Below are 23,228 nucleotides of genomic sequence, written 5' to 3' on the forward strand. Positions count from 1 at the left end.
AAATCTAAACGCTCCGATATCACCCTAGCGCATTTTACTTACACACATCGACAAACCACTCGACAAAAGACATCACGTCTTTGGATGCATCTTTCCTTTTGCAGATGTTGTAAAACTTATCGGTATTACTCGCGATATCAAAAAGAGTAACTAAATCGCCTCTTTTGATTTCTTCCCGGAAGGCATCAATAGGGCAAAGTGCGACGCCATGGCCTGCGATAGCGGAAATCACGAGTAAGTTAAAATCGGCATAGGTGTTACCTGGAAGCCCTCCCTCCACATCGACTCCCGCCAATTTGAACCACTCTGTCCAACCATCTTTGTTTTCATCGTGAATAACCTCGGAACGGAGTAAGTCTTTAGGTTCATCAAACGGGCCATATTCTTCCAAAAACTTCGGGCTGCAGACTGCATAGGTGTTCCTTGAGATGAATGGAATTTCAATCACATCATCCGATTCCTGCTCGATGTAGGTGATGAGTACATCATAGGTACTTCCCGCCAGTTGATCCCGCATATCCACGTATAGAACCTGCACTTCAACGTCTGGGTAGAGCTTGGTAAAACTTTTCAGGTTTGGAACCAGCCACCGAGTTGCAATCGAAGGAATACACCCGACGACTAACGAACTTTTCCTGCCTCTGACTTTAAAATCCGTCGCTATATCCGCGAGCTCATCAAAAACACGCCCAGTTCTATGCTTAAGCTCATGTCCGGTTTGGGTCAGCATCACGCTCCTGCCCTTTTTCTTGAATAACTCAACTCCAAACCACTCTTCGAGGTTTGATATCTGATGGCTGATAGCCGTACTCGTTACGTGTAACTCCTCGGCGGCTTTAGAAAAATTCTCATATTTTGCTGCACAATTAAATGCTTTTAGAGCATTAAGAGGAGGTACCAAAAACCCTTTATTTTTACTCATCAATAGTCAACTTTTTCTCATCATTTAATCTAGATTTCATCATTTGTTTACAAAAAACTCAAGTGATAGCATTGTTTTCGTAACAAAAACCAGCCAAAGCCAACAGGATTGGTGAATTAATTTCATAAGGAAAACACATGTTTGTAAGAAGTTTAAAAGACGTAGCGACGAGTGATTACTTTGTTGATTGGGGTAACGGTACGAGCCACCGACTGCTTACTGAGCAAGACGGCATGGGCTTTACCGTTTGCCACACCGTTGTTGCACAAGGTTCAGAGTCAATCCTTGAATACAAAAACCATCTAGAAGCATGTTACTGCATTGCTGGCGATGGCGAAGTTGAAGACATGGAAGGCAATGTCTACAAAATCTCTCAAGGCGATATTTATGTTTTGGATAAGCATGATAAGCACTACCTGCGAGCTTCAGAGACAAACGACATGATTCTAGTCTCTGTGTTTAACCCACCACTAAAAGGCACAGAAAGACACAACCTTTCTGGAGATGGCTCATCAAGCTACTAATCTCAGCGCCCCTTAAATAACAAACAACTACATTCAGGGAGGAATGTCTATGGGTTATCTATATACAGCCTTCATTCTCTATCTACTGGGAATGCTGGCCATTGGATACTACTTCTACAGAAAAACGAATACGGTATCCGATTACATATTAGGTTCTCGTAATCTACCACCAAGTGTTGCGGCATTAAGCTCAGGGGCTTCTGATCTGAGTGGTTGGGCGTTGATGGGTTTACCGGGGGCGCTTTATGCTGGCGGCCTCGGATCCGTATGGATAATTGTATTTACCCTGATGGGTGTTTATCTCAACTGGAAGCTAATCGCACCTAGGCTGCGTTTAGAGACAGAAAAACTAAACGATGCTCAGACGATTCCAGAATATTTACACAACCGCTTTAAAGACAATACCAATGTTCTTCAACTTACGTCCTCGCTCGTCACTTTGCTATTTTTTACCCTTTACGTAGCAGCGGGACTCAGTGGTGGAGCGGTACTCTTTGAAAGTACGTTCGGCTTAAGTTACGAATCAGCCCTAATTATTGGCTCAGTTGTTATCGTCTCTTACACCTTCATGGGAGGTTACCTTGCAGTATGCTGGACGGACTTTTTCCAAGGGTTAATGATGGCGCTATCGCTCTTCATTACCGCTTTAAGTTTGTTCTTCCTGTATAGTGCACCAGAGCAAGGCGTAAGCTACAGCCAAATCATGAGTGAGATTTCACTGGAAAGCTTAAAACCATCTAATGGCTGGTTCTTGGGTCTTTTATCTCTCAGTGGCTGGTGTATTGGTTACTTAGGGCAACCTCACGTGCTCGTTCGTTTTATGAGCGTACGCAGCGTAGAAGACGTGAAAGTTTCTCGCCGAATTGCCATGGTCTGGTCAACCATAACCATGATGTCTGCAGTCGTTGTTGGCGTGCTCGGGTCATACTATTTTGAGCCAAAGCTTGATAATGCAGAAACGGTATTTATTGCATTGGCACAGGCGTTTTATCATCCACTGGTTGCTGGACTGATTATTGCGGGTGTTCTGGCAGCAATTATGAGCACCATAGACTCGCAGCTGCTTGTGTGTTCAACCACTATCTCTGAAGACTTATACAAAACCTATTTGCGCAAAAATGCATCTGACAAAGAAGTGTTACTGGTTGCACGCCTTGGTGTCATTGCCGTCGCACTGATTGGCCTTGCGCTGGCATTCAACAAAGCGGATCAAACACTATTAAGCATGGTTGCCTTCGCTTGGGGTGGATTTGGTGCAGCCTTTGGTCCTGTCATCTTACTGAGCTTGTTCTGGCCAGCGATGACCAAAGCGGCCGCTATTTTTGGAATGATAACAGGTGCAGCCATTGCATTAGTTTGGGAAATTTTGGACGGAGGTATTTTTGATATCTTTGGTGTCGTGCCAGGATTCCTGATGTCCACACTCGTGATTGTTGTATCAACGTTGTTGTCAGCCAAAAACGACGGTAAAGAAAGCGAGACATCATTGCAGTTCAAGTAAAGCAATAAGACTGCTTTTGAGTCTCTAGAAAACTACCTTCAGACGAAGGTAGTTTTTTATTTCAGGAAGACTCCGACGACACGGTAGATCAATTTACAAAACTCCCAGCCCCAGAACGTATAAACCGTCCCAAAAAAAGACGGATTACTCTTTCCTGTATAACAAAGAGGCGAGTACACGACTCGCCTCGTAGAGCTGTAGGAATTTGTGTTAGTTCAACGTGATCTGAACAGAACGCTCAAGTTGTGCGTTACTACCATTCGTTAAAGGCTGTTGATCTGCAACACCAGAAGTGTGAATGCGTTCAGCTTCAATACCTTGGTCGATCATGTATTGGGCAACATGCTCTGCACGCTGCGTTGAAACACGTTCATTGGTAGCAGCAGAACCAGTCGCATCTGTACGGCCTACGATTTCAGCAGTCAACTCAGGGTTGCTGCGCATTGTCGTGATCACTTCATCAAGGTTGTAACGACCGTAGTCATTTACATCAACCTGACCCACCTGGTAAGGCAATGTGTAAGTAGAGCGAGAAGTCTGCGTCACTTCTTTTACGACTTCTACTGGCACTTCAACTTTTTCTTCAACGACTAGAGGCGTTTCAGGCTGACCAAATTTGTACGTCATGCCCCAGTACACTTGGCTTAGGTCAAGGTCATGGCCATTTTTCGCTTCAAGGTTGTTGTAGTAGTCGTAACCGATTTTTGTCGTTACAGCATTAGTCAGTTGGTATTCAAGACCCACACCTGCAGTACCACTAAAGCTGTCAGTTTTTAGTTCGCTTCCATCAGCAAAGATGTACGTTGCACCAAGCTTACCGAACATCGACAAGTTGTCAGTGAAGTACAAATTTCCTTTCACGCCTAATGTGCCAAGGTGTAGTTCTGCATCGCTTAGGTTATGCATGTAATCGTAGCTGCCGTAAAGACCAAAATGCTTGCCGAAATCGTAACCCATTTCAAGTTTAGGGCTCAGTACTTCGCTTTCTCCAGCATCAGTATCAGATAGATCCATACCAGCTGCTGCACCCAGCCAAAATCCAGATTTATCGATATTTTGATCTAAGTCCGCTGCATTTGCTGCCGAAATACCACCAGCCACAAGAATTGCTAGCGTTGCTACTTTTAGTTTCATATATTTTTCTGCCTTTATTCAATTATTCGATATAAAATTAAAATCGATAGTTATCGAAATAAAATAATCAATTAACTGAGTCAATAATGTGTGATTTAATTAAAACAAGGAACAACTAGTAATAAGAATGAAATTACATGTTATATGAATGCAGGTTTTTAATTAACAACTCAAATTTATCTCTGTCATAAATGACATTTATATAATCCAGCCACATTACACTTGCTAATTAATTTCAACACCATTAATTCACAAGACGCATAAATGCATGCCATTTCGCTCAAAAATCAAACTAAATTAACAAATTACCTCTCTATAGAAAGAGAATGCCTCATTTTTGGAATTATAAATTCCATACTTGTAACTACATGTTTTTCAGATAGTTATTACAAAACCGCCAAATCGAAGGTTATTATTCATCCGTATGTATTTTAACAGTGAGTTTTATACGTTAGATCTGATAAAAATTCACAATCCTTTTCTTTTCCTGAGAAATTAATCCATTAATGGTTTTAATAAGATTGATGTTTTTAATTATGTTGATGAAAAGCTAATCTCAGTCGGTTAGTCAACCATCATCATTGTTGTTTAGTCTCATCAAATATAGTTCAGATGAAATTTCTACGTAATTTGTAAAAGTGTCTATATATAACCAAAAGGACGCATTACTTGCGTCCTTCTATTCTTAATTCACTTTTATACACTTAACGTTTAAACGCGAGGTTTCGCTACTTCATGTCTGGTTCAAACAGTTTACGTTTCATGTAAAACTTCACCCAAACAACACTTATCGCTATCACTAAAGCCAAAATGCCTCCAGTAATGGTGTAAACCAACGATGTCATCTCCGGTGAAGGTGAGTTATTCAGCGCGACATAACCCATCCCGATAATCCCTAAGATCTGCGGCAGCGGGTAGAAAGGCGTTTTGTACGGACGCTTGTGTTCCGGCATACGTTTACGCAATACGATGACATTGATATGAGCCACCATGTAAGCCAGTAACCAGCTTGTGGTTGCCGCAATCACCAACACAATCAGTGAATCGATATCGAGGAACAAGAACGGAATGGAGGTACAACCAGCCATCACCACGATGCCTACCCAAGGCACATCAAAGCGATTAAGCGCTTTAAACTGCGGGAATGCCTGATCTTGCATCGCCATTCCGTGCAGCATTCTTGGGATAGAGGCCAAAATAGTATTCACGGTACTACAGGTTGCGGCCAGCGCCATCACTGTTGCAATCACTAAACCAGCTTGCCCGAAGACAGCATTGATGTAATCAAGATATGGGATTGGTGAGCCCACTAGTGTATCCACGTTGAGATAAAGGCTGGCTCCGTAGGCAAAAGCGAGAAATATTAGGAAGATCAACAACAAAGAAAGGTGCATAGAACGGGGGATATTCTTAACAGGATTTTTCACCTCTTTGATCATCGGGCAAATAAACTCGACGCCGACCATCAGCCACATTGCGAGTGCAATCAAGCCGACAAAACTGCCATCTATGACACCACCAAAACTCCAATCCACCGTCGTACCTGATAACTCGGGATGTGGCTCACTTAATCCGGTGATCGCACACAATCCGACAAGAATAAGCGCTGCGACCAGAATAAATGCCAGCAGGTTTTGAACTCGAGCAAAAACATCTGCGCCCACCATGTTTGTGGCACTAAGCAAAACAAGGATACCTAAAGGCACCACTTTTTCAGGTAATACACCCGGTAATAGCTCACTTAGCATGGCGTCGACTAAGAACAACTCAACCGGCAGTGCCAGCACGGACACCACGACATAACCAGCAAATACCGCGACAATAGCAGGAAAGTGGCCGATGGCTTTTTGTGTGTAGGTCGCAAGCGACCCCTCCTGCGGAAACATCAAAGACAGTTCCGCAAAGCTCATCGCATTAAACTGGGCGAGGATAAAGGCGGCGAACATAGCGGCAACAAACGCCATACCACCGAGGCCAATGCCCTGAGTCGCCGAGATCATGGCACCCTGAACAATAACCAGGCCGATACAAATCGCCATCATTGTTCCAAGTCCAATCTTTAACTTTTGATTCTTAGTCGCTGATCCTTCAGCTATATGAATGTTGTTAGTGTTGACTACTTCGTTCATATTTCTATTCCTTAGATTAGTTAAATCAAGATAACCAACTACAATCGGTCAAACCGGTATGGCTCAGGGTTAATAAGTGGTGTCGTGCCACTTATCAGGTCGGCCGCGAGCATCCCTGCGGCTGGCCCTGTACCAAACCCATGACCCGAAAACCCGGTAGCAATAGTCAACCCAGGTATCGCGTCCAGTGTGTCGATAACGGGTTTGGAATCTGGTGTAATATCAATCAGCCCTCCCCACTCTTCAGCAATTTCAGCTTGCTCAAAGTCAGGCCATGCTTTGCGCAGATTTCTCAGTGCTTCTTGGTTTAATCCAGAGTTATGATCCGGATTCATTACGCGAATCTGTTCGAACATGGAAGATTTGTTGCGTGACCAGCGTTTTGAAGCTTTAAGATCTTCGATGAAATGTCGCCCGACCGAAATTCTCAGCGCATCGCGTTGCTGTTTCAGCTGTCCTAAATAACGGTGTCCAATCAAGAAGTGATCGAGTGTGAGGCGTGCTTCTATCGCGCCGCGCTGCATGATGACAAAGCCACCATCCAAGTGTTTACGAAATGAAAAATCTGGTCCCGCAACGGCGATGTCCGTCGGGCCGTTCATCGGCTTAGAACGCATCACGGAACAAATCAAAGGCAACGAAGGCAAAGATACACCGTGGTGACTCAAGAAAGCTTTAGACCACGCCCCGCCAGCCAGCAGTACTTGCTCACAACGAATCTCACCCTTTTCTGTAACCACCCCGCTGACTTTCCCTCCTGACAAAGACAAATTGCGCACCGCACAGTTCTGAATAATGACCGCACCTTTCTCAATCGCAGCTCTCGCCATCGCACTGGTGGCGATGGAAGGTTCAGCTCTGCCGTCCGAGGCGGTATAGATTCCACCCAGCCATTTGCCTTCACCGCCTGGCACCATCGCTTTGATTTCTTCCGCACTCAGAAGCTTGGAGTCCAGAGAAAGCGACTTAACCGATTCAAGCCACGACTCATAAGCGCCCATCTGCTTTTCGTTATCAGCCAGGAACATAATGCCGCTTTGTTTGTAATCCACATCACGGTTGATTCTTTCTGACATACCCGCCCATAGCTGGTCAGAAGCGAGTGCCAAAGGAACATCGTCCGCATGACGATTGGTTTTACGTATCCAACCTAGGTTGCGTGAAGATTGCTCCGCGCCAACAAAGCCTTTTTCAATCACAACAACTGGAATGTTTCTCTCAGCTAATGTCAGTGCCGCATTAATACCAACAATGCCGCCACCAATAATCACGACGCTGGTCGATGCTGGTAGCTCGTTTGGTGTCTCTACAATTTCGAGTGTTTTTATCATGTCTACATCCCTTTAGTAACCTGAACTCGAGCCATCAAAAACTCAGCGATTTGCTTGTTCCAAGCTCAGGTTAAAATGATAAGAATCTGCCTTGTTAGCCGATAATCCGATGTTCGGTATCGCTCTTTGAAGCGCCTCGGTAAGCCGTCACTTCCAACTCAACTTTGTAAATACTTGAGCCCAGAGGAGGACACGTGACTGTGGTCGTAGGATCGATTCCTTTAAACTTGCTGCCGATGTGTTCCATCACAGCGCCGACGTCGTCTGGATTTTGAATGAACACTTTTGACGTCACGACATCGCCCAAGCTCGCGTCTACAGCCGCAAGAGCCCGCTCAATGTTGAGAAACACCTGATCAGTTTGCTCGAACACATCGTCTGGCATTTCGTTGGTTTCCGGGTTTCTTCCCGCAGTGTTGGAGACGAATATCCAGTTATCGACAGTCACGACACGTGAGTAACTCGCAATCTCTTCGAATCGGGAGCCAGTTTTTACCTTGATTATTTTTGCCATCTCTACATTTCCTTTGTTCTGTTATGCCACTCGATTTAGCTAAGTACTGGCTCATCCCATAAATTCAGCGAAACACCAATGCCTTTCTCAACAGCGTTGCGGTAAATTTTGGTTGCCCAAGCCACATCTTCGACTGGCATGCCACCCACTGACATCACGATGATTTCTTCGTCGTTTTTGCGCCCCGGAGTAACACCTGCGACAATCTCACCCAGATCTTCCAGTTCACTTGCAGACATTTTTTCAGCGTCGATCATGTCCATAAAGCGCATTCCAACCAGAGGGATGATGTTGTGAGTCGGCTTGGGTACCTCTTCAAACCACGCCTCATACAGCCCTCTGTTATCCATTACTTTGCGAACATCAGACTTTTCCATCCCTTCATCGAGACGACAGCTGGCTGGCATCGCAAGAAATGCCCCCGGTTTTACCCACTCGCGCTTCACTTCCGGATAAGTAGTCGGATCACCGGTCTCTCCTGAGTTGCAATAAGTCACCAGATCGGAATCTCGAACCGCCTCTTCTACGGTATCGACAATCTGAACATTGGTGATTTGAGGGTAAGAAGCGGCGAGCCAAGTCATAAAGCTGTCCAGGCTCTTTTTGCCACGACCTTTAATTTTGATGGTATCGACCTGCGGGCAGGCTGCGATAAAGGCGGCGACGGTGGTTTTGCCCATTACGCCAGGGCCAAGCAAACCAATCACTTTGGCATCTTTTCTCGCAAGGTGGCGCGCGCCCACTCCGGGTACTGCGCCTGTGCGATACGCAGAAAGCAAGTTTGCCGACATATAGGCAAGTGGAGCACTGGTTTCAATATCGTTGAGGATGAACATCAGGATTGAACGCGGCAGACCTTTCTCTCGGTTGGCGATGTTCGAGCCATACCACTTCACTCCGCAAGTCTGGAAATCACCGCCAAGGTATGCAGGCATCGCCATCAAACGTCGGTCAGCGGTGGGTTTAGGCATGTTCGCGAAAGGGGACTCATCAGGAAATGTCACCATTGCGCCGTGCGAATCATTGTTCGCACCTGCCATTCGGTAGTCACCTTTTTGGAGCAGTGCGAACATCTCTTCCATGGTGTCGACACACGCAGGCATATCCGTTACACCCGCTTTAATCATGTCCTGCTCTGAAAGGTAGATAAAATCAATTTTTGTGCTGTCTGACATAACGCCACCTATATCCATATAGTTTTTTGTTTGCTGCTTCATGCATTCATCAATGTGCTCAAGAAATCCGTTATATGTGAATCTGGCGGTTTCCTTCTTGAGCCATTGCTTTCGATACTATTGAGCAATGTTCTTGGCGTATTGAATTTTTGCGACATTGGGGAACAGGAGGCATCTGGCGAAAATATGGCACCTTGCTTGCTTTACTTGCTTACTTTGGCGGCTTATCGCTGAGCAGTGAGGAGAAGTGAATGGTGGCTTCATCAATGATGTTCAATATTTCGGGGATTCACTCAAAACAGCCTTGGTTTGTTTTGAGTTCAGAGCAGTTTCTTACGCGTCTATCAACCAGCAACCCCGAAGTGTCTCACTTCTACAGCTTTAAAGCCGGAAGTTCAGAATCCTCAACGACTGCTATTCCAGATGGGTGTATCGATATCGTCTTTGACTGCGATGCAGACACTTCCGGTGCGTTAGTCTGTGGTACGAGATTAGAGGCTTCGTCAGTACTATTTGAACGGGGCCATCGCTATTTCGGTGTCCGCTTTAATCCAGGAGTTAAGCCCGATTTTTTACAGGCCTCAGCAGGAGAACTCACGAACAAAGAATATTGTTTACAAGATGTTATGCCTCACTCCAATGAACTCATTGACTACGTTTTAGCAGCAAAAGATTTTTCGAATCAAGTTGAAGCAGTAAGCCAGTTTCTCACTAGGAAAAGCCCACGAGATTCGACGAACGTGACCCGACAAATCGTCGCCAAAATTTGCCAGCACAAAGGGAATATCCAAGTTCAGGAACTGGAGAGGTTTTCAGGATATACCTGCCGAACTTTGCAGCGTATGTTCAAAAATGATATTGGACTGACGCCGAAAGGATTTAGCCGCGCTATTCGTTGCCAGTCAGCCGTTTACGATATCAATCACAGCAGCAATCTCACGTTTTCTAATCTAGCGACAGATTTAGGTTTCAGCGACCAACCCCACTTCCTTCGAGAGTTTAAGAAGCTAGTGAATGTTACCCCGCTCGAGTATCAAAACAGAGTAAAAGAAAAGACTTACCTGGAGCGAATTCATTGCTACTAAAAGCACTTTAATGGTGCGCTTTGCTCTAAATTCGTACACTTCTGCGTTCTTTTACTCACAATAAAAGTCACTCCCAAACGAGAATAAACAGTGGTAATCGAAATCTCAGCACTTAGAATGCAAGGACTGAAACTTATTACCAAACTAGAGTGATTTTATGCTTCGTGATTACACCTTCGATTGCCTTGTAACCATGCCTCGTCATGAGTTGGAAGAGTTTAGTGCTCGCATGATCAGCAAAATGGTGCCAGAAGACGTGATGAATGAGCTGTTTACTTTTGATCAAGAAGAAGTGGATAGTGAAGACCGTATGTTGTCTGCCCGCCTCGATGCGATGCTGCGTATGACGGCTATTGCGCTAAGTGAAGTCCAACAAGCTTTTGATGACTCCGAGAACGCGAAGCAAAACAGCGAGAGAATGACACGCCTGATCCTTTGGCATTTCTATGCGATCTCATTTCGTTTGGAAGAAGCCATCACACTTGAAACCCATTGTGAGCAAGTAGAAAAGTTGCTTGAAAACACCCCGACGGATGTATTTGTGTGGGTTAAGACGCTGACAGAGCTCCTGCACACTTATGCTGAGCTCAATGCAAAACTTAGCTCCCAAGACTAAGTTTGTTTCGATCTGTTCAGACTATTTTGAATAAGGTGGAGCATCGGTCCACCTTTTTACAACGCTATTCTTAGACGCTGGCAGTGTAATCAGGACTGCCTCTACTTAGCTAGAAAATAGCGTATAGTTGAGGAATCCATTCCCCCAAACACACTCGAATAATCACCTGCTTTCAACAAAAAAATCAGATAAATTTTTTCGTATTATAACAATCTGAGCAAACAGAAAATTAATCACGATAGTGATACTATTTTTATATTAGATGCGAGCAGTCTGGAATCACGCAAAAAGTTAAACAAACCTCTACACATTCACCAACATGCAACTTTGCGCATTTAAAAGCTCTCCTTTTAACAACTAGCAATTACTTAAAAAATATCTTTTATTTTTACGTCGCCTCATTGTTAGTGAGTATTTACACACTTACTCAATATTATCGTTCTTAACCGCTCATTTTAGCTCGTTTTCAAAGCCCCTTCTGTCTTGCCAAACTAGGCTGTAGCCCTTGCTGTATTTGACTTGCCGATTGTCTTGACCAAAGCTTTATGCGCGCAGTTGAGTAAAGTATAAATAAGAAGAGTTTGAGACATCTCTGCCAACGCAGGGACAGGTGGAGTAGTAACGTGAATCTTACAAGACATGTTCTTATTTAAGACTGAATCAGCTGCTTCATTTGGTAACGAGCTTGCCCTTGTAAGCACGTGCTATCGTTCTGGCCAAGCAGTTAAAAGATAACCAGAAATCGAACGTAATATAATGGCAAAAGGAATTTATATTATGTGTAGAGACTTATGTATTATGCCTCCGGACCCGGATCTGCATAACAAGATAGACAAGTCCAAGGATGCTTTCTTACACGGTAGCCTACTGGACCAGGTCGATCAGGTCGACTTGCTTGATATGCGTACTTATACGCTTATCACCGGACGCCCGGCAAAAACCCGCTCTCATAACCACACTCTTGAGTCGGCTCCGGTAACCGGAGTGCGACGAGCGCTGGTGTTGCTCGTCGACTTTTCAGATAAAACCGCCACGCAACCACAGAGTCACTTTAATAACCTGCTGTTTTCACTCGGTGGCAACAGTATGCGTGAATACTATCGCGAAGTGTCCTACAACAAGTTAGATGTACAGGGCCAAGTATCCGGCAGCGGTCCAACAGCCGGATGGTATAGAGCGCCGCAGCCAAGAACGTAGATGGAGTGGTGGTCGATCGTTATTTTATGGCACCAGAAAATGGCAGGGTCGGCGTCATGTCGCACGAATTAGGGCATCTGCTAATGGGATGGCCAGATCTATACGACACCGACTATTCAAGTCGCGGTACTGGTAGCTGGGATTTAATGGCGGGCGGCAGCTGGAACAATGGCGGTAATACCCCAGCGCACCCGACCGCTTGGTGTAAGGTACAAGCTGGGTGGGTCACACCTGGGGTGATCTTCAACAGTGCCCAGGCTATTAACCTCAACCCCTACAGCGACAACGCACAGGTTTACAAGCTTCCGATTGGTAGCGTCAACAGCAAGGAGTACTTCCTGCTCAGCAACCGTCAAAAAAGCGGTTACGATCAATACTTACCCGGCGAGGGGATGATCATCGAGCATGTCGATGAAAACAAAACCAACAACACCGATGAAAGCCATTATCTGGTCGATATTGAGCAAGCTGATGGGCAACGCCATCTCAATACCAACGCTAACTCAGGCGACAGTAACGACCCGTATCCATCGGGCAGCAATAATCGCTTCTCCAATACCTCGACACCCAACAGCAAAAGCTACAGCGGTGCCGACTCCAAGGTAACCGTCAGCGATATTACTCGCGTGAGCAACAATATCACGGCTAACGTCAATGTCGGTGGTGCAGCGGCGAAAGAATGGAAGCACAACGTCGCGGTTTCACGCACGTATGCCACCGTTCATACGAACAATTGCTGGGCCTACCTCGCAGGAATCGGCTGGCGGAAAATAGATGGTATCAGCAATGATGGCGTCAGTAATGTATTCAATCTATTGGTAAACGCGCGAGCCTTCGATAGACCCGTCTCGGTACAAATCGACGGTAGTAAAATTTATGCCGCATACATGAATTAGGAGAAATACTCATGAACTTTTCTAACAAAAAAATTCTTCGTACCTATTCGACTCCACACTCAAAAAATGTCTGGGGGTATATCGATACCATCGGCTGGCGGAAAATTAAGCCTAGCAATACCGACAGCTCAACTAATATGTTTATGATGCTCAATGCCGCAAAAGGCAGCGGTAAAACTGTATCCGGCACCATTGAAGACAGTACCAGTCAAATCACCATCCTTTATTTCTAGGGGGCTGCTATGGCACAGACTATTAATATCAATATTACTGAGTCACAACCTGATGTTCAGACATCGGCTCAGGCATTCGTCACAGACGACGGTCCTCCCCCTACAGGCGTTGAAGAAGTTGCAGAGAGTCACGATGAGCTGAGTGCACCGGCACCCAACGGTTCTGCTGAGTTCAACGAAGCGGCTGCGTTTGACGACGTGCCCGCACCAGGTCCTGAAGACTTCTTTCACGAAGAAGTAAGCGACCTAAGTGTGGCTCCGCAACCGGATATGGTTGAAATGGCATTTTCCGATGAGCTTGGTGAGCATGTACCCATGCCAGACGAGTTCATGGATGCGGAGTTGACCAGTGACGCCATCCCCGAACCGAAAGAACAACCGGTCGCTGAGAAGAAAAAATCCACCCGAGCTAAGAAGTAGAATTGAACGGGTACTTAACAAGCCGATGCACACCTTCTACACTGCTGGTGTGCATCTTGTTATTTTTTACGGAGCCAACTATGAGCGGAGTTTCGGCAGCCCCCAATCAATCCACCCTAACCGGCCAGGTGCTGGCAATTAGCCAGAGTGATAATGGTAAGCATCGGGTACGTTTACTCATCGAGCAGGTCGATCGTCAGTTTGGCCCTTGCTTTACCGAGCTAGGCTCCCATTTAGACTGTTTCACCTTTGACAACGTCGACGAGCTAACGGTCGGCAGCCAAATTCGGGGACAAGCCGAGTTTATCGGCGGGCCACATCATCAGGAATGTCTACTGAGCGATATCAGTGTCGATCTTCATTAGTCTCTAGTATTTCTGTAAAGGTAGACTTACCTGAGAGCTCCCCTTTACCTTCCCCCAAGGGTAACCATTATCATCAGATCGACATTTCTCAGTAACAAAGGACCAACCATGAGCTGCTGCAATAAACCACCACGTGGTGGTAGTAATGATCTTGGATTAATGATGAAATTTTTTCTGGTTATGTTGGCTGTTATTTTTGCGTTAGTCTTAATTGCCGGAATGTTTTAGTTAGTCGGTTTAGCGACTCTGAGGCAAATGTGAACAAATTATGGCAAGCCATCACGCTCTTTTAGCTTGCCAAATTAAACTCTTATTTCTTCGCACCCTCACCAGAGTAACGCTGAATCGGAGTAACCTTCAGTGGCGTAAGTTCTAGGTTACGGAGTACGGTGGTTCCTCCAACAGATACCGCCGTAAGCTCATTGGCGTCCTGAGTTCCAAATATCAGATTAGACAGCGACATCTCACCATCGTTAACAAAGACCTCGATGGAGAACGTATCGACAATGATGTCTAGTTTTACGATACTGTTATGGGCACGAACTACCGCTTTACGTTCCTCACGATATACATCAGGCATTGAGCTTGCTATTGCATCCCTATCGCGTCTGATAAACACTGTTTCGTGTTCGAAGTCATACCCTACAATGGCAAAATGACCGTCCTTTCCTTTGAGTTGTAACTGGAACTCACTAGCGTTTGAGTGTGCGTCAAGATCGACTTTAAGGCGGTAAGCGTCAGATATCGGCTTAGGGAAACTTGTGTTCGATGACTCTAATACTTCAACGGCCGAGCGAGTATAAGCATCGCCTTCAAGCCCTGCTATTGCCTCAATCGGCTGGGAGAAAAGGACTGGGGTTCCATCTACAGTACGCAGTTTTATTTGACGAACAATAGAACTCGCGGCTCCATGCCATGCTTTAGTGGGCAACTCGTTGGCATAACCCCAATTGTTAAGCCAGCCAATCGCGTAGCGAGATTCAAGACGCTGGTCAGCACCTAAATTGGAATCTTGCCACGACACCATCGCATAAAAATCAGCTCCTGCGTCCAGCCACTGTGGTTCTTCACTTTCTGGTATAAAGCGCTTTCCATCCCAGCTTCCAATCCAGTAAGCCGTGCCCGTCGTTTTTCCTATTCTGAAACCATTCGCTCCGGATGCAAGCACCCAGCGAATGTTATTAGGATCACCATCAAGCGAGAGTTGAAACAGATCAGGACACTCGAGAAGACCAAGATCATCACGCTGGAAATCGGATTGATATGTCCAGTGTTTAAGATCTGAAGAGGTATAGAAGCCAATTTTGTGCCCTTCCGCAAGCGCCATTACCCATTGAAGGTTCTCCTCATCCCAAATGACCTTGGGATCACGCCAATGTTCAGCCCCTGGGTTATCCATGATTGGGTTATCGTCATACTCTTTAAAGTGGTAACCACCATCGGTTGAGACAAAGAGTGACTGACGCTGTACACCGTCGTGTTGCTGAGTCGCAATAGCAATAATCGCTCCGGCACCAAAGCCCGCTGTATTTTTGGTATCAACGACGACACTCCCCGTTTGAATATCGCCAAGACCATTTTTATATTTGTGAATAGCTACACCATGTTCCTGCCAATGGACTAGGTCTTTAGATGTCATGTGATACCACGCCGTCCCATTCCCATTTGGGTAATCAGCGTTGTAGAGATAGTAGAAATGCCAGACACCATCGATAAAGAAAGGACGCTGAGGATCATTCATCCAATGTCTGTTGGGAGTAATATGTATAGCTGGCCGATAAGGGGACCATTCTGAAGGGCGAGTAAATTGAGACGAGCTCGCAGACGCTAATTCAACGCCAGAAAGTGAGAGACTGGCAGTAAACAATGCAAATGAAGCACAGGCAACAGTGACAAGTGTTATGCCCGTCAGTGAGTTAAGTTTAAAGCGCATAATCCTTCTTATTATCATAGAGGGGCGGAATGCCCGCCCCTCTGATTGATGACATGTACAACTTCAGGAATTCTATTTAAGCGTTTTCTGGATCACGCCGCTCGGATTAACGTTTACATTTGCAGGGATATCTGCCCAGCCACCTAGCCCACTCGTCCCGTAAGAGTAATCGACTTCAGTAGTGTCACCATCAATCAGGACTTTCACTGTTGGAGCCAAAGTACCACCACGTCGGAAGTTTTCTTTAACGCCGATAGTATCGATGAATGATTGAATCAACCCATCAGGCATCACATAGTGTGAGTAAGACTGGAAGTGACCTGCTGGCTGGTTGTAATCTGGGTCGTAAGGCGTTCCTGGGTAGAAGTTCAGGTTGGTTGGGTTACCAAGTACAAGACCTGAACCTTGGTTCAGTGGTTGGTAATCACTACGGATACCATCACCTACAAAGCCATACACCCCTTCCGGACCAGTGATACCACTTGCAAACGTCGTGCTGTGGCTGATAGTGAATAGGTAGTATTTACCATCTTTTTGATAGATCTGAGGGCGTTCGGTCTGGTCAGTAACACAGTTCGCCGAAAGGATCGGTGGTAAAAACTCCCACTCTGTAAGGTCATCATTCGTCGCTCGCGCTAAACCAACGTTACCAATCTGGAATGTCGCACCCGATGCATTCACATCTCTGACTGTTTCAGCGTACGGGTCACCATCCTGATAACCTAGATCTTCCTCGGTACACTTCGCCGAGCCCCTTTCCATTGCTGAGTTACCTTCAAAGACCATGAAGGTTTCGCCTGGATGAGCAGGATCTTCGAACGTAAACGGGTCACGGAAGTTAAAGTAAGGGTTTTGTTCAGCCGTCTGATAGTAGGTACCGTCAGCTTCCAGAAGATTAATCACCTTATCGAATCCGGTGAATTTTACGCCATTTTTATTCGCGTGTATCTTACCGACACTGAGTGCAATGCGTGGGTCATATGGCTTGATGTCATTGCCGTTTGAGTCACGATAGAACGCAACATCGGTAAAGAAAAGTTTGACTTCACCACCTGGGAAAATTCGGGCAGAGCCAGACCATTGCGTCTGATGACTGTATGACTGATCCTCAAAGATTTGTCCGGTGACACCTTCGTCAAAAACAAGGCCACCATAAGTCCAGCCACCGTTTTCTGGGCGTTCCTCTGCTGGAATACCCGCTGGACGATAGAAGTAGCCGATCTTCGCATACTGGTGTCGTTCATCAAAACCTAGGCTTCGATCCGCAACAAGTGAGAAAATAATCTCCTGTCCGTTCACGCTATATTGGTTGGCATCCGCATCAGTCAGTGGCCATGAATCCCATACCCATACCTGCTCATTGGACATGTCAGGAAAATCCTGAGGGACGCTCGGCATCGTGTACTCTTGTGGCATAGAGTTCTCACGTGACCCAGCCATTGGATCAGACATACGCTTGAGCTGACGAGCATCAGCACGGGTCCATTTAGCCGTAAAATTACTCTCAGGAGCGTAAGCTTCTTGAGTGTGTAACGTTGGCTCTGGACCAGGTTGAAGTTGTGCTGCAAAAGCTAACTGACTTGCCGCTGTTCCCATTAAAATCCCTAAAATAGGGACTCCCGCTTTCATTTTTGTCGAACGCATTTTACTTACCTCTGTTAATAAAATTCTCAAAATATTCAATTTTCCAGAAGTGGTTAACCCTCAGAAATGTCACAAACTATCAACGGCATAACCCATTCGAAATCATCTAAAAACCACACCAATTTCGGTAACGTTCCCGAAATTAGGTAAAACTTAGCCATTCACAGACAAACAGAATCAACAAATGACTGAATGCATCCGTGAATGTAAATATCAGACCAAAGAGTTTGATACTAAAAATCGAACGAATTTAATAAGTCGAAATACAAAACTGGCGGTCCCGCTATCATAGGAAATGTCCGTTAGATCGGAGACTTTGCGTCACCCCCTTTCGGAGGTTTTGCCTTTTCAGTCATGCATCCTACAAGAGAAGAGATGATGAACTGAGTGTGGGTAAGCCTTTGCTAACCACGCGAAAAAGCATAACAACGAAAAATGACAATTCAAGATCAATAAGATTAAGGATATAAAACTCTGACAATAGTCAGACATCCGAACGCCTTTATATATGAATACACGTAGCTAACAAACCCTTAATGAAACTGACTTGGATCCGGTTACAATAAAATTGTTTAGATACATTAGCCACTTCTTTATAAGCAACTGATTTATTGACTAAAAACTGGCATTTTTATGACAATAAATTTGGTAATTTAAATATCGATCAAATTTCATACGCAACAACGAACTCACATTGGTTTAACTCAGAATAAAAAGGGAACGTTACCAATCGTTCAAAAAGTGTATTTGGGTAAGATAAAGCGATACATATCTGCCGTTACGATTTTCATTCAAGCAACGTTATACAAATAAAAAATGTCTGACATGGATACGCAAAAAGCCAGCAGAGATACTGCTGGCTTTTAAACACGAACACTGATTACTCAGTCTGTATTTGACAGAATTAGTTCGTTAAACCAAATCGAACCTGTCAGCATTCATCACTTTCGTCCAGACAGCGATGAAGTCTTTGACAAACTTCTCTTGGTTATCATCCTGAGCATAAACTTCCGCGTAAGAACGCAAGATAGAGTTTGAACCAAACACAAGATCCGCGCGAGTTGCAGTGAACTTCACTTCATCCGTTTTGCGATCACAAATCTCATAAGAGTTGCGGCCTGTTGGTTTCCAGCTGTATGCCATATCAGTTAGGTTGACGAAGAAGTCATTCGTTAATACACCAACGCGGTCAGTGAATACTCCATGCTTGCTACCACCATGGTTTGTACCAAGTACACGCATTCCACCAATCAGGACTGTCATTTCTGGCGCGGTCAAGCCAAGTAATTGCGCACGATCAAGCATCATCTCTTCTGGAGTAACTGTGTAGTGCGTCTTCTGCCAGTTACGAAAAGCATCTGCCAGCGGCTCCAGAACGTCGAATGACTCTGCGTCAGTTTGCTCTGCTGTCGCATCACCACGGCCAGCCGAAAATGGCACGTCAAAGTCAAATCCTGCTGCTTTCACCGCTTGTTCAATACCGACGTTACCCGCAAGAACAATCGCGTCTGCAACGCTGATGCCAAATTCTTCTGCCACTTGCGTTAACTCTCCCAGCACTCGCGCCAGGCGTTCTGGTTCGTTACCTTGCCAAGCATTTTGCGGGGCCAAGCGGATTCGCGCACCATTTGCTCCACCACGAAGATCCGAACGACGGAATGTGCGAGCGCTATCCCATGCTGTCGCAACCAAATCAGAAACACTCAGGCCAGTTGCGGCAATCTTCGCTTTAACCGCTTCGATATCGTATTGAGTGTTACCCGCTGGAATAGGGTCTTGCCAGATTAAGTCTTCAGCCGGCACATCAGGGCCAACATACCGAGCTTTAGGGCCTAAATCACGGTGAGTCAGTTTGAACCAAGCACGAGCGAAGACTTCATTGAAGTAAGCTGGGTCTTGGTAGAAACGCTCTGAAATCTTACGGTAGTCAGGATCGACTTTAAGCGCCATGTCGGCGTCCGTCATCATAGGGTTGTAACGGATTGAGGAGTCTTCAACATCGACTGGTTTATCTTCTTCGGCAATTTCTACTGGTTCATATTGCCAAGCACCTGCCGGGCTTTTTGTCAGCTTCCATTCGTGCTCAAGCAGCATTTTGAAGAAACCGTTATCCCATTGTGTAGGATGAGTGGTCCACGCGCCCTCAATTCCGCTGGTCACCGTATCACGGCCGATGCCACGCGATGTATGGTTGTTCCAGCCAAGGCCTTGCTCTTCAATATCTGCGGCTTCAGGCTCTGGCCCCAATTCCGCAGCATCACCATTACCGTGCGCTTTACCCACCGTATGGCCACCAGCAGTTAGTGCTACCGTCTCTTCATCATTCATCGCCATGCGAGCGAAGGTCACGCGCATATCAGCTGCCGTTTTTAACGGGTCCGGATTGCCATCGACACCTTCTGGGTTTACGTAAATCAAACCCATCATTACAGCTGCCAGAGGGTTTTCTAGGTCTCTCTCGCCAGAATAACGACTCCCCTCAACACCCGAAGGCGCTAACCACTCTTTTTCAGAACCCCAGTAGGTATCTTTTTCTGGGTGCCAGATATCTTCACGACCGAATGCAAAACCAAAGGTTTTCAGACCCATTGATTCGTATGCCATGTTACCCGCCAGAATCATTAAGTCAGCCCAGCTGATTTTATTGCCGTATTTTTTCTTGATTGGCCACAGCAGACGACGAGCTTTATCCAGGTTGCCGTTATCTGGCCATGAGTTTAGTGGCGCAAAGCGCAGATTACCGGTAGATGCACCGCCTCGACCATCAGCAGTACGATAACTGCCTGCTGAGTGCCACGCCATACGGATCATCAAACCACCGTAATGACCCCAATCCGCTGGCCACCACTCTTGGCTATCTGTCATCAGATCTTTTAGATCATTTTTCAGCGCTTCTACATCCAGCGTTTTCAATGCTTCACGATAGCTAAAACTTTCACCCAGAGGGTTGGTCTTTTTATCGTGCTGATGAAGAATATCTAGGTTTAGGGCATTCGGCCACCAATCCATAACAGTAGACCCCGTAGATGTCATACCGCCATGCATCACCGGGCACTTCCCCGCAGAATGGTTATCTTTACTCATAAAGCTTTCCTTAAAGAGATAAATATCTTTTTGTAAGTGAATCTCATTTATCGCTAAGTTAGCATAAGCTCTAGGCGAATTTTCAAACACTTACCCCTTTAATCATGGTTTAAGAACTGTATGACAAATTGGTCAGAAAGGTATGACACACGCATACAGATCATCCTCACAAAACTTCAGTTCCCGATATGCGCCTTAATACTCAGCCTCTTAGTTTATGAAGTAAGGAGGATTTACAAACTGACACTCTTGATAAAATAATCAGAATCAATAGGAAGATGGGCATTCACATGGACAAACGTCAAAAGCAGCAGATGCAATTTGAAAAGAGCGGAGAAAATCTCATCGTTGGCAATATAGACGATTGTCCGATATCTCCGGAACAATTGGCTCGGACGACGGAGGCTTCTCCTTATGTGGTCGAAGCTTTTCAAAGTGGATTAACGGCTGAAGTGTTTCGGGTTCAGTTTGATGGAAAAGACTACACTCTGAAAAAGAAGCGCCCTGAAGCCAAGGTGCAAAATCTTAATGGCCAACTGTCGTTCCTGAATGAAGTGCAGCGTCGTTCTGATTTGCAAAAGCGGAAAGATTCTACGCACACCTCCGTGGACTTCGAATGCATCGTGCCGACGGTGTACGCTGATTATCGCTTAGGCATCATTCTTTCTGAGTGGATAGAGGGTAAACCCATCAGCGATGTATCTTCCTCATTGCTTTACCAGCTATTCTCAACCTTATCTGCATGTGAAAAAATTGGCCTATTCGAGTGGGACTTGTGTAGCGGCAATCTGCTCGTAGATGACGACCATAAACTCTGGCTGTTCGACTTCGGTTACATGTACCCCTTCGACCCGCTAACGGAGCTCAACAGTGACGGCCTTAATGCGCCTATCTTTCAGTTTTGTGAGCGCTTTGAAACTCGATTCCTTTCGGGCTGGCTTTTGCAGCAACGTTATTCTCACCAAGAATCATTAGCTCTGTTCAAAAACGTTAAACATGAAGCACTTAGCGTCTTACTTGAGCAATGCAAGTGGCTACGTCTTAACCACGCCAGTTCAGCCGTTTTAAACCACAAAGAAGCGCAAGTGACCAAATACCAAACCGCCCTTCAGAATGAAAAAACCTTAGAGGACTTATTCATTGTTGAGATGTTCCGCTCGCATGTTTTGGATATCGAAGATGATATTGATGGGAAAAGTTGTACTGCAACGACGCTAAAGCGCGTTAATACGGTTCTTGAGATGGTAAACGAGCATTATGATTTCCTCCGCGAACAAGGTGCACTGTTCTACCAAAATGAAGGGAAATCAAAGCAAGAACTTATGGACTCCTACCGCGAAAAACTTGCTTTGGTGAAGGAATATCAGCTCAGTAAAAACCACCAGTAACCACTGAATAGCCCAAGTAAAATGTCCATCTTCTCACTTGGGCTAAGTGACAATTGTGCTACTTCTTAATCGGATTAAGAATGATCGTTGTGCGTTTTGCTTTCGGTCCAAATACTGCTCGCGCACGCGACTTAACCTCTTCCAAAGTGATGCTTTTAGCCGTTTGTTCCACATTCAGCAACAGATCCAGCCCATAGTCATGCACCAGATAACGGCCATATGCCCATGCTCGCTGGCTAGGTCTGTCCTCCATTCCCTGCATGGCGACCACCAATTGTTTCGCTGCGATATCGACCTCTTTCTGGGTAATGTTTTTCGCCAGATCATCAAAAATTTTATTTAACTGACTGTCCATGACCGCCACATCTTTTGGGTCGACTTGCGATTCAAAGATCCAATCCGAGACTTGCTCACGATCCTGTATCATCGGGTAAATACTCGGACTGTAATCCAGACTCAGATCTTCACGTAATTGAGCCATTACGCGTCCGGCACTGATGCGCTGTAAGATATCCACAACCATCGTGTCTCTCGCGCTTTGGGTAACATCATTGGCTTTGGTCAGACGCTGCAAATAAAGTGAAGACGGCTCATGACCATCCGTCATTACAGAGCGACCAGATGCCTGCGGATTCAAAGCCACGTGGTAATCAATAGGCTCACCAGGTGTCATTTCGATAGAAGCAACAAACTTGGTCAACAGAGGTTCAAGTTGCTCTGGTTCTATGTCCGCAACCACCACCATTTTGAAGCCGTTATTAAACTTAAACAAACGCTTGTGTACCGCAAGTATCTGTTCTGCGGTAACGCTCTCGACACCATCGCTATCCAAAATACGATGGCGACTTTCCGGCAGATAAGCATTTTGATTGGCTTCCTGAACCAACTTTCCCATTGGTGACTCAAAAAACGCGCGACGCTGCTGTTTAAATTCTTGCTTTACCGCTGTCAGTTGGCGCTCATCGACCTTAATTTCTGTGCTCAGGTTGTAAATTGCATTCAATGCGCTTTCCAACTGTGCTTTTTGCGTGGTGACTTTTACGCCGTGACTAGTGGTATCTAACATCGGAACAATAGATGTATTGTTGCTACGCAAGTAACTGTCTAACTCCGAACCTGAAAAGTCCCCGAGCCCGC

General features: G+C 45.6%; 20 protein-coding genes and 1 riboswitch. Of the genes, 10 read left to right on the plus strand and 10 right to left on the minus strand.

Going from position 1 to position 23,228, the window contains the following annotated elements; translation table 11 throughout:
• Window positions 1-34: 34 nt before the first annotated feature.
• The gene (locus tag L9Q40_RS07305) at window positions 35-922 is read right to left on the minus strand and encodes a LysR substrate-binding domain-containing protein (RefSeq protein WP_020333509.1); all 888 of its coding nucleotides are present in this window, start codon (window positions 920-922) and stop codon (window positions 35-37) included.
• Window positions 923-1,059: 137 nt separating this feature from the next.
• Between L9Q40_RS07305 and L9Q40_RS07310 the strand changes: the two genes are divergently transcribed.
• Both L9Q40_RS07310 and putP read left to right on the plus strand, forming a co-directional pair.
• On the plus strand, window positions 1,060-1,446 hold the full coding sequence (locus L9Q40_RS07310; RefSeq protein WP_498792921.1) for an ectoine synthase: 387 nt from the start codon (window positions 1,060-1,062) through the stop codon (window positions 1,444-1,446).
• A gap of 49 nt (window positions 1,447-1,495) precedes the next feature.
• Window positions 1,496-2,947: a sodium/proline symporter PutP gene (gene putP / locus L9Q40_RS07315; RefSeq protein WP_498792922.1), complete on the plus strand. Its 1,452-nt coding sequence runs from the start codon at window positions 1,496-1,498 to the stop codon at window positions 2,945-2,947.
• Between the two features lie 210 nt (window positions 2,948-3,157).
• Here the strand turns inward: putP and L9Q40_RS07320 are convergent, their stop codons facing one another.
• The 5 genes from L9Q40_RS07320 to L9Q40_RS07340 form a co-directional block, all read right to left on the minus strand.
• Window positions 3,158-4,081, minus strand: coding sequence for an OmpA family protein (locus tag L9Q40_RS07320; RefSeq protein ID WP_498792923.1), 924 nt, complete (start codon window positions 4,079-4,081; stop codon window positions 3,158-3,160).
• 728 nt (window positions 4,082-4,809) lie between these two features.
• A complete protein-coding gene (locus tag L9Q40_RS07325; RefSeq protein WP_498792924.1) occupies window positions 4,810-6,210 on the minus strand; it encodes an APC family permease in 1,401 nt (466 codons plus the stop codon).
• A 38-nt stretch (window positions 6,211-6,248) separates the two neighbouring features.
• Window positions 6,249-7,541 (minus strand): NAD(P)/FAD-dependent oxidoreductase, encoded by a 1,293-nt coding sequence (locus L9Q40_RS07330; protein WP_118120850.1) that lies wholly within the window; start codon window positions 7,539-7,541, stop codon window positions 6,249-6,251.
• A 94-nt stretch (window positions 7,542-7,635) separates the two neighbouring features.
• The gene (locus L9Q40_RS07335; protein ID WP_014235036.1) at window positions 7,636-8,055 is read right to left on the minus strand and encodes a RidA family protein; all 420 of its coding nucleotides are present in this window, start codon (window positions 8,053-8,055) and stop codon (window positions 7,636-7,638) included.
• Between the two features lie 35 nt (window positions 8,056-8,090).
• Window positions 8,091-9,230, minus strand: coding sequence for an ornithine cyclodeaminase family protein (locus L9Q40_RS07340; protein WP_498792925.1), 1,140 nt, complete (start codon window positions 9,228-9,230; stop codon window positions 8,091-8,093).
• A 251-nt stretch (window positions 9,231-9,481) separates the two neighbouring features.
• Here L9Q40_RS07340 and L9Q40_RS07345 point away from each other — a divergent pair, with 251 nt between their 5' ends.
• The 7 genes from L9Q40_RS07345 (at window position 9,482) to L9Q40_RS07375 (ending at window position 14,042) form a co-directional block, all read left to right on the plus strand.
• Window positions 9,482-10,315 (plus strand): helix-turn-helix domain-containing protein, encoded by an 834-nt coding sequence (locus L9Q40_RS07345; RefSeq protein WP_498792926.1) that lies wholly within the window; start codon window positions 9,482-9,484, stop codon window positions 10,313-10,315.
• A 157-nt stretch (window positions 10,316-10,472) separates the two neighbouring features.
• A complete protein-coding gene (locus tag L9Q40_RS07350) occupies window positions 10,473-10,931 on the plus strand; it encodes an exoribonuclease R (protein ID WP_118120848.1) in 459 nt (152 codons plus the stop codon).
• A gap of 777 nt (window positions 10,932-11,708) precedes the next feature.
• The gene (locus tag L9Q40_RS07355; RefSeq protein ID WP_498792927.1) at window positions 11,709-12,128 is read left to right on the plus strand and encodes a hypothetical protein; all 420 of its coding nucleotides are present in this window, start codon (window positions 11,709-11,711) and stop codon (window positions 12,126-12,128) included.
• A 56-nt stretch (window positions 12,129-12,184) separates the two neighbouring features.
• Window positions 12,185-13,024 (plus strand): M6 family metalloprotease domain-containing protein, encoded by an 840-nt coding sequence (locus tag L9Q40_RS07360; protein WP_498792928.1) that lies wholly within the window; start codon window positions 12,185-12,187, stop codon window positions 13,022-13,024.
• An 11-nt stretch (window positions 13,025-13,035) separates the two neighbouring features.
• Complete coding sequence (locus L9Q40_RS07365; protein WP_014235041.1) at window positions 13,036-13,257, plus strand: hypothetical protein; 222 nt, start codon at window positions 13,036-13,038, stop codon at window positions 13,255-13,257.
• Window positions 13,258-13,266: 9 nt separating this feature from the next.
• Window positions 13,267-13,677 (plus strand): hypothetical protein, encoded by a 411-nt coding sequence (locus L9Q40_RS07370; RefSeq protein ID WP_498792929.1) that lies wholly within the window; start codon window positions 13,267-13,269, stop codon window positions 13,675-13,677.
• Between the two features lie 80 nt (window positions 13,678-13,757).
• Window positions 13,758-14,042 (plus strand): hypothetical protein, encoded by a 285-nt coding sequence (locus L9Q40_RS07375; protein WP_498792930.1) that lies wholly within the window; start codon window positions 13,758-13,760, stop codon window positions 14,040-14,042.
• Between the two features lie 310 nt (window positions 14,043-14,352).
• On the opposite strand, the gene L9Q40_RS07380 is transcribed toward L9Q40_RS07375, so the two are convergent.
• The 3 genes from L9Q40_RS07380 to katG all read right to left on the minus strand — a co-directional run bounded on the left by L9Q40_RS07380 (window position 14,353) and on the right by katG (window position 20,703).
• Window positions 14,353-15,975: a glycoside hydrolase family 32 protein gene (locus tag L9Q40_RS07380; protein ID WP_498792931.1), complete on the minus strand. Its 1,623-nt coding sequence runs from the start codon at window positions 15,973-15,975 to the stop codon at window positions 14,353-14,355.
• A gap of 72 nt (window positions 15,976-16,047) precedes the next feature.
• Window positions 16,048-17,619 carry a glycoside hydrolase family 68 protein gene (locus L9Q40_RS07385; protein WP_498792932.1) on the minus strand — a complete coding sequence of 524 codons (1,572 nt, stop codon included), beginning with the start codon at window positions 17,617-17,619 and terminating at the stop codon, window positions 16,048-16,050.
• A gap of 270 nt (window positions 17,620-17,889) precedes the next feature.
• A riboswitch (cyclic di-GMP riboswitch) is annotated at window positions 17,890-17,974 on the minus strand.
• Window positions 17,975-18,531: 557 nt separating this feature from the next.
• Window positions 18,532-20,703: a catalase/peroxidase HPI gene (katG, locus tag L9Q40_RS07390; RefSeq protein WP_498792933.1), complete on the minus strand. Its 2,172-nt coding sequence runs from the start codon at window positions 20,701-20,703 to the stop codon at window positions 18,532-18,534.
• A 290-nt stretch (window positions 20,704-20,993) separates the two neighbouring features.
• On the opposite strand from katG, the gene L9Q40_RS07395 reads away from it, so the two are divergent.
• Window positions 20,994-22,091, plus strand: a complete 1,098-nt coding sequence (locus L9Q40_RS07395) for an AarF/UbiB family protein (protein ID WP_498792934.1) — start codon at window positions 20,994-20,996, stop codon at window positions 22,089-22,091.
• 58 nt (window positions 22,092-22,149) lie between these two features.
• Here the strand turns inward: L9Q40_RS07395 and L9Q40_RS07400 are convergent.
• The coding region (locus tag L9Q40_RS07400; RefSeq protein ID WP_498792935.1) for a M16 family metallopeptidase at window positions 22,150-23,228 on the minus strand (1,079 nt) is incomplete at its 5' end.

This window comes from Allocatenococcus thiocycli, from assembly GCF_921292965.1.
Classification (GTDB): Bacteria; Pseudomonadota; Gammaproteobacteria; order Enterobacterales; family Vibrionaceae; genus Vibrio; species Vibrio natriegens.

Excerpts from the sequence above, each read along its gene's own strand:
- L9Q40_RS07305 (WP_020333509.1), bottom strand. The coding sequence starts at position 922 with ATGAGTAAAAATAAAGGGTTTTTGGTACCTCCTCTTAATGCTCTAAAA.
- L9Q40_RS07310 (WP_498792921.1), top strand. The coding sequence starts at position 1,060 with ATGTTTGTAAGAAGTTTAAAAGACGTAGCGACGAGTGATTACTTTGTT.
- putP (WP_498792922.1), top strand. The coding sequence starts at position 1,496 with ATGGGTTATCTATATACAGCCTTCATTCTCTATCTACTGGGAATGCTG.
- L9Q40_RS07320 (WP_498792923.1), bottom strand. The coding sequence starts at position 4,081 with ATGAAACTAAAAGTAGCAACGCTAGCAATTCTTGTGGCTGGTGGTATT.
- L9Q40_RS07325 (WP_498792924.1), bottom strand. The coding sequence starts at position 6,210 with ATGAACGAAGTAGTCAACACTAACAACATTCATATAGCTGAAGGATCA.
- L9Q40_RS07330 (WP_118120850.1), bottom strand. The coding sequence starts at position 7,541 with ATGATAAAAACACTCGAAATTGTAGAGACACCAAACGAGCTACCAGCA.
- L9Q40_RS07335 (WP_014235036.1), bottom strand. The coding sequence starts at position 8,055 with ATGGCAAAAATAATCAAGGTAAAAACTGGCTCCCGATTCGAAGAGATT.
- L9Q40_RS07340 (WP_498792925.1), bottom strand. The coding sequence starts at position 9,230 with ATGTCAGACAGCACAAAAATTGATTTTATCTACCTTTCAGAGCAGGAC.
- L9Q40_RS07345 (WP_498792926.1), top strand. The coding sequence starts at position 9,482 with ATGGTGGCTTCATCAATGATGTTCAATATTTCGGGGATTCACTCAAAA.
- L9Q40_RS07350 (WP_118120848.1), top strand. The coding sequence starts at position 10,473 with ATGCTTCGTGATTACACCTTCGATTGCCTTGTAACCATGCCTCGTCAT.
- L9Q40_RS07355 (WP_498792927.1), top strand. The coding sequence starts at position 11,709 with ATGTGTAGAGACTTATGTATTATGCCTCCGGACCCGGATCTGCATAAC.
- L9Q40_RS07360 (WP_498792928.1), top strand. The coding sequence starts at position 12,185 with ATGTCGCACGAATTAGGGCATCTGCTAATGGGATGGCCAGATCTATAC.
- L9Q40_RS07365 (WP_014235041.1), top strand. The coding sequence starts at position 13,036 with ATGAACTTTTCTAACAAAAAAATTCTTCGTACCTATTCGACTCCACAC.
- L9Q40_RS07370 (WP_498792929.1), top strand. The coding sequence starts at position 13,267 with ATGGCACAGACTATTAATATCAATATTACTGAGTCACAACCTGATGTT.
- L9Q40_RS07375 (WP_498792930.1), top strand. The coding sequence starts at position 13,758 with ATGAGCGGAGTTTCGGCAGCCCCCAATCAATCCACCCTAACCGGCCAG.
- L9Q40_RS07380 (WP_498792931.1), bottom strand. The coding sequence starts at position 15,975 with ATGCGCTTTAAACTTAACTCACTGACGGGCATAACACTTGTCACTGTT.
- L9Q40_RS07385 (WP_498792932.1), bottom strand. The coding sequence starts at position 17,619 with ATGCGTTCGACAAAAATGAAAGCGGGAGTCCCTATTTTAGGGATTTTA.
- katG (WP_498792933.1), bottom strand. The coding sequence starts at position 20,703 with ATGAGTAAAGATAACCATTCTGCGGGGAAGTGCCCGGTGATGCATGGC.
- L9Q40_RS07395 (WP_498792934.1), top strand. The coding sequence starts at position 20,994 with ATGGACAAACGTCAAAAGCAGCAGATGCAATTTGAAAAGAGCGGAGAA.